At 73.8% G+C, this 6,154-nt stretch carries 2 protein-coding genes; both read right to left on the bottom strand.

What is annotated here, in order from left to right; genetic code table 11:
- On the bottom strand, positions 1 to 3,839 hold a 3,839-nt coding region (locus SCA03_RS34210; RefSeq protein ID WP_141275870.1), incomplete at its 3' end, for a non-ribosomal peptide synthetase.
- Between the two features lie 221 nt (positions 3,840 to 4,060).
- A partial coding sequence (locus SCA03_RS34205) for a non-ribosomal peptide synthetase (RefSeq protein WP_141275869.1) occupies positions 4,061 to 6,154 on the bottom strand: 2,094 nt, incomplete at its 5' end.

Genomic DNA, 6,154 nt, shown 5'->3' with positions numbered 1-6,154 from the left:
GGGAGGCCGGCCGGGCGCTGCTGCACCGCCGCCGTGTACAGCTCGCTCAGTTCGCGGGTGATGACGCCCATCGACCAGCCGTCGGTGACGATGTGGTGCAGCGTGAGCACCAGTACGTGCGCGGTGGCGGACTCGCGCACCAGCAGCACCCGCATCAGCGGGCCGGTGCGCAGGTCGAAGGGGCGGGCGTGTTCGCGGCGGAGCAGTTCCGGCACCGGCTCGTCGCCCGGCTCGACGGCGTGCACGGGCACGTCCATCGTGGGGTGCACGATCTGCACGCCCCGCCCGTCCACCGAGTCGAACGTCGTCCGCAGCGCCTCGTGCCGCGCCACCAGCCCCGCGACGGCCTCGCCCAGCGCGGAGACGTCGAGGTCGCCGGTGAGCCGCAGGGTGGCGAAGACGTTGTACTCGGCGGCGCCGGGTGCGAAGTCGTCGAGGAACCACAGCCGTTCCTGCGCGTACGACAGCGGCAGCGCGCCGTCCCGGGCGACCGGCACCAGCGGCGCGGCCTCGGAACCGGGCAGGGCTGCGCCGTCGGCCGGGGCGTCGGCGGTGTCGGCGACGGCCGCGTCCACGGCGGCGGCCAGGTCGGAGAGCTTCGGCGCGTCGAACAGCCGGCGCAGCGACAGCGGGACGCCGAAGGCCGCGCGGGCGCGGCTGAGGACGCGGGTGGCCAGCAGCGAGTGGCCGCCGAGGTCGAAGAAGTCGTCGTCGGCGCCGACCTGTTCGGCGCCGAGCACCTCGGCCCAGATCGCGGCCAGCGCCTCCTCGGTGGGGGTGCGGGGTGCGACGTGGCCGGCCGTCTCGTGCCACTCGGGGTCGGGCAGGGCGCGGCGGTCGAGCTTTCCGCTGGTGGTGAGCGGCAGCCGGTCGAGGACGACGAAGGCGCTGGGCACCATGTAGGCGGGCAGGCTCTCGCGGACGAGGGCGCGCGCGGCGGCGGCGTCGGGCGCGGTCCGCCCGGCGGCCGGTACGAGGTAGGCGACGAGCCGGTCGGAGCCGGACGGGTCGCGGCGGGCGACGACGGCGGCCTCGGCGACGGCGGGGTGGGCGCCGAGCGCGGCCTCGACCTCGCCGGGTTCGATACGGAAGCCGCGGATCTTGATCTGGTCGTCGGCGCGGCCGAGGTGTTCCAGGGTGCCGTCGGCGGCCCAGCGGACGAGGTCGCCGGTGCGGAACAGCCGGGCGGCGGCGCCGAACGGGCTGGGGACGAACCGTTCGGCGGTCAGCGCGGGGCGTCCGGCGTAGCCGCGGGCCAGCCCCGCGCCGCCGACGTACAGTTCGCCGGGCACGCCGGGCGGGACCGGGCGCAGCCGCGCGTCCAGCACATACGCCTGGGTGTTGCGGATCGGCGTACCGATGCGCACGTCCGAGCCGTCGGCCTCCCAGGCCAGGCTGTCGGCGCTGACCTCGGAGGAGCCGTAGAGGTTGAGCAGGGTGGCGTGCGGCAGGCGCCGGTGGAAGCGTTCGGCCAGGCCGCGGGTGAGGGGTTCACCGCTGCTGATCCAGCAGGTGCAGGCGGCCAGCGCCTCCGGGTCGGCCTCGTCGAGGAGGACGGAGAGCAGGCTGGGCACGAGCGTCATGCGCTGGATGCCGTGCGCGGCGACGAGTTCGGTGAGGGCCGCGGGGTCCTTGGCGGTCTCGTCGTCGGCGAGGACGATCCGGCCGCCGTGCAGCAGCGTGCCGAAGATCTCGGTGGCGCTGTCCAGGAAGCTGACGGCGCTCTTGGCGCAGACGACGCTGTCGCGCCACTGCGGGTAGGTGTCGGCGAACCAGGCCCAGCGGCCGACGAGTCCGCCGTGCAGGCCGACGACGCCCTTGGGCCGCCCGGTGGAGCCGGAGGTGTAGATGACGTAGGCGGCGCTGTCGGGGGACGGCTCGGTGTGCGGGGCACGGGCGGGGCGGCGGGCGATGTCGGCGCGTTCGGCGTCGAGGTCGACCACGGTCTCCAGCGCGCCCTCGGCGAGGAGCGGCGCGTGGGCGGTTTCGGTGACGGCGGTGCCGACGCCGCTGTCGGCGAGCATGTAGCGGATGCGTCCGGCGGGCAGCGTCGGGTCGACGGGCAGGTAGGCGGCGCCGGCCTTGAGGACGGCGAGCAGCGCGACGACGAGGTCGGCGGTGCGCGAGAGGCAGACGGCGACCCGGTCCTCGGGGCGCACGCCCCGCTCGGCCAGATGGGCGGCGAGGCGGTCGGCGCGCTCGTCCAGCTCCCGGTAGGTGAGCTGGACGGCCCCGGCGACCAGGGCTGTGGCGTCGGGCGTGCGGGCGGCCTGCGCGGCGAAGGCGGCGGTGATGGTGGAGGCGGGGCGTCCGTCCGGGCCCGTCCCGGGGTGTGCCTCGGGGCGGGAGGTGGCGTTCCGTTCGACGAGCAGTTCGGCCAGTTCGGCCGAGTCGAGCAGCGGCACCTCGTGCAGCGGCATGCCGGGGTCGGCGGTGACGGCGCGGGCGACGGTGACGAAGCAGCGGGCGAGCTGCTCGATGGTCGCGGCGTCGAACAGGTCGGTGCTGTACTCGATGGCGCAGTGGAGGGTGCCGGGACCCTCGCTGAACTCCCAGCTGAGGTCGTATTGCGCGGCGGCGCGTTCCAGGGGGAGGCGTTCGGCGCGCAGGGTGTGGAAGTCGAGGGATTCGGCGGGGATGTTCTGGAGGACGACGAGGGATTGCACCAGCGGGGTGCGGCTGGTGTCGCGTTCCGGAGCGAGAAGTTCGACGAGCCGCTCGAAGGGGACGTCCTGGTGGTCGAATGCTTCGAGAACGGTTTCCCGGACGTCGTCGAGGAACCGGGAGAACGGAACCTCCTCGTCAATGCGCGAACGCAAAGCGAGGATGTTGATGAAGAATCCGACGAGGTTTTCGAGTTCGGGGCGTTCCCGGCCCGGGACGGCCGTGCCGACGGCGATGTCGGGACGGCCGCTGTAGCGGGCGAGCAGCAGCTGTGTCACGGCGGTCAGGGTGACGAAGAGGCTGGCGCCGTGTGCGCGGCCGACCTCCCGGAGCGCCTCGGTCAGCTCCGGCGGCAGTGCGAAGCCGTGGTCGGCGCCGGCCCCGGAGCGTGCCGCGGGCCGCGGCCGGTCGGTGGGCAGCTCCAGCGGCTCCAGCCCGTCGAGCTTGTCCCGCCAGTAGCCGACGTGCCGCTCCAGCGTGCGGTCCGAGAGCCGGTCGCGCTGCCACACGGCGAAGTCCGGGTACTGCACGGGCAGTTCGGGCAGCCCGGCGCCGTCGGCTCCGGTGCCCGCGGCGGCCGCCTCGTAGAGGGCGCGCAGCTCGCGCAGGACGACCTCCATGGAGGCGCCGTCGGTGACGATGTGGTGCATGGCCAGCAGGAACAGGTGCTCCTCGGGGGCCGTGCGCACCACGACGGCCCGCACCAGCGGGCCGGTACGCAGATCGAAGGGCTCGGCCATCCGCCGGGCCAGCAGCCGCTCCCCCTCGGCGGCGCGCCGCTCCGGCGGCACGTCGGCCAACTCCTCCACGGCGAACGGCACTTCGATGTCGTCGTGGACGATCTGCCGGGCGACGCCCTCGGTGGCGGCGAAGGTGGTGCGCAGGGACTCGTGCCGGGCCACCAGCGCCTGCACGGCGGCGCGGAGCGCCGGGACGTCCAGCGGGCCGCTCAGCCGCAGCGCGGTGCCGGAGTTGTTCTCCGTGCTGTCGGGCCGCAGTTCCTCCATGAACCACAGGCGCTGCTGCGCGAAGGACAGCGGCAGGTCGCCGCCGCGCTCGGCCGGCTCGATGGCGTTGTGCCGGCCGGCCCGGCCCGCCAGTCGGCTGCGGAGCTTTCGCTGCACGTGCTCCGGCAGGGAACTGATCCGGCTCTCGCGCGACGGCTCCGCGTCCATGAAAGCTCCTCGGGGAGTGAAATCGAAGTGCGGGAAATGCAGGAACTGCTGGTATTGCAGGAACTGCTGGTATTGCAGGGCGTGCTGGTGTTTCAGGGCATGCCGGTGGTGCAGAGGGGCTGCCGCCGGAAGGCGGGGAAATACGCGGGCGCGGGCCGCCGCCGGGTGAGCACACGGCTCACCCGGCGGCTCGCAGGCGCCCGTTGCCGGGGAAAAGCCCGCTACAGGTTTTCGTCGTCCCCCATCGACGACTCGATTTCCGTGAGGATGATGTCCTCGATGCGGAGGGCGAGTCGGGCGGCCGTCGGGTGGTCGAACAGCACGCGCGCCGACGGGTTTATGTCGAACATGCTCCGGACCCTACCAACGACCCGGAGGCTGAGAACCGAGTTTCCGCCCAGGCTAAAGAAGTCGTCCTCGACGCCGACGCGTTCGAGGCCGAGCACCTCTTCGAAGATCTCCGCCACGGCCTCCTCGGTGACGTTCCGCGGGGCGACATAGGAGTCCCGGTCGCCGTAGACGGGCGCCGGGAGGGCCCGCCGGTCCAGCTTTCCGTTCGTCGTCAGCGGCAGCTCCTCCAGCACGACGAACGCGGAGGGCACCATGTAGTCCGGCAGCTCGGCGCGTACCGCCTCGCGCAGCGTGGACTCCCGGAAGGCGGCCGGGTCGGCGGGCACCACATAGGCGACCAGCCGCTTGTCGCCCGGCCGGTCCTCCCGGACGACGACCGCGCCCCGGGCCACCGACGGGTGCCGGGTCACCTGCGCCTCGATCTCGCCCGGCTCGATACGGAAGCCGCGGACCTTGACCTGGTCGTCGGCGCGGCCGAGGTACTCCAGCAGGCCGTCGCTGTTCCAGCGTGCGGTGTCGCCGGTGCGGTACATCCGCTCCCCCAGCCCGCCGAACGGGCTGGCGACGAACCGTACGGAGCTGAGGCCGGCGCGGTCCAGGTAGCCGCGGGCGAGGCCGCCGCCGCTGATGTACAGCTCACCGGTGCCGCCGGGCGGCACGGGCCGCAGCGCCGGGTCCAGGACGTAGGCGCGCAGATGCGGCAGGGCCGGGCCGATGACGCTGCCCGAGCCCTCCCGCGCGAAGGCGGGTTCGGCCCGGCGGCTGGTGACGTGCACGGTGGTCTCGGTGATCCCGTACATGTTCACCATGACGGGCCCGTCGGTGCCGGAGCGCTCGACCCAGCCGGCGATCCGGCGCCAGTCGAGGGCCTCGCCGCCGAAGACGACGGTGCGCAGCGCCAGCCGCTCCCGCAGCCCCGGTTCCCGCTCGATCTCCTCGGACAGCCGGTAGAAGGCGGACGGCGTCTGGTTGAGCACGGTGACCCGCTCCTCGTCCAGCAGCTGCGCGAAGTCACCGGGCGAGCGGGCGACGTCCTGCGGTACGACGACCAGCCGGCCGCCGTGGGCCAGCGCGCCCCACAGTTCCCACACGGAGAAGTCGAACGCGTAGGAGTGGAAGAGCGTCCACACGTCCTGTGGGCCGAACGCGAACTCGCCCTGGGTGGCGGCCAGGAGACGGGTCACGTTGCGGTGGGTGAGCAGCGTGCCCTTGGGGCGGCCGGTCGAGCCGGAGGTGTAGATGACGTAGGCGGCGGAGTCGGACGGCACCGGGCGCGGGCCGGGCAGCGGCGGGGCCTCGCGCACGGCCTGCCGGGTCTCCGGCGCGTCCAGCGCGATGCTGCGGTCGCGTACCTGGAGCGGTAGGTGCCGGGCCAGGTCGACGAGGGTGAGCACGGCCTGGGTGTCGCTGTCGGTGAGCACGTACCGGATGCGTTCCTCGGGTGCGCTCGGGTCGACGGGCACATAGGCGCCGCCGGCCTTGAGCACGGCGAGGACGGCGACGACCAGGTCGAGGCCGCGGGGCAGGACGAGCCCGACGCGGGATTCGGTGCCGACGCCGCGCCGCACGAGGAACGACGCCAACCGCTCGGCGCGGGCGTTCAGTTCGCCGTAGGTGAGGGTCTCGCCCTGGTGGGTGAGCGCGGGTGCTGCGGGCCGGGCGGCGGCCTGTGCGTCGAAGAGCGCGACGAGGGACGGCGCGGGGGTGCCGGGGTCGCCGGTGGCGTTCCAGTCGGCCAGCACCCGGGCGCGTTCGTCCGCGTCGAGCAGCTCTCCGGAGCGCAGCGGGGCGTGCGGCCGCTCGACGACCTGCCGGGCGAGGGCGAGCCAGTGGCGGCTGAAGCGCTCGATGGTGGCGGTGTCGAACAGATCGGTGTGCACGACGTAGGCGTGCAGGCTGCCGTCGGGCCGCTGCTGGAACTCCATGTGCAGGTCGAACTGCGCGGTGTCGCGCGGCGGGATGAA

Source organism: Streptomyces cacaoi (assembly GCF_006539165.1).
Taxonomy (GTDB): domain Bacteria; phylum Actinomycetota; class Actinomycetes; order Streptomycetales; family Streptomycetaceae; genus Streptomyces; species Streptomyces cacaoi.
The sequence above is the reverse complement of the archived record's forward strand: the minus strand, read 5'-3'. Positions and strand labels throughout refer to the sequence as shown.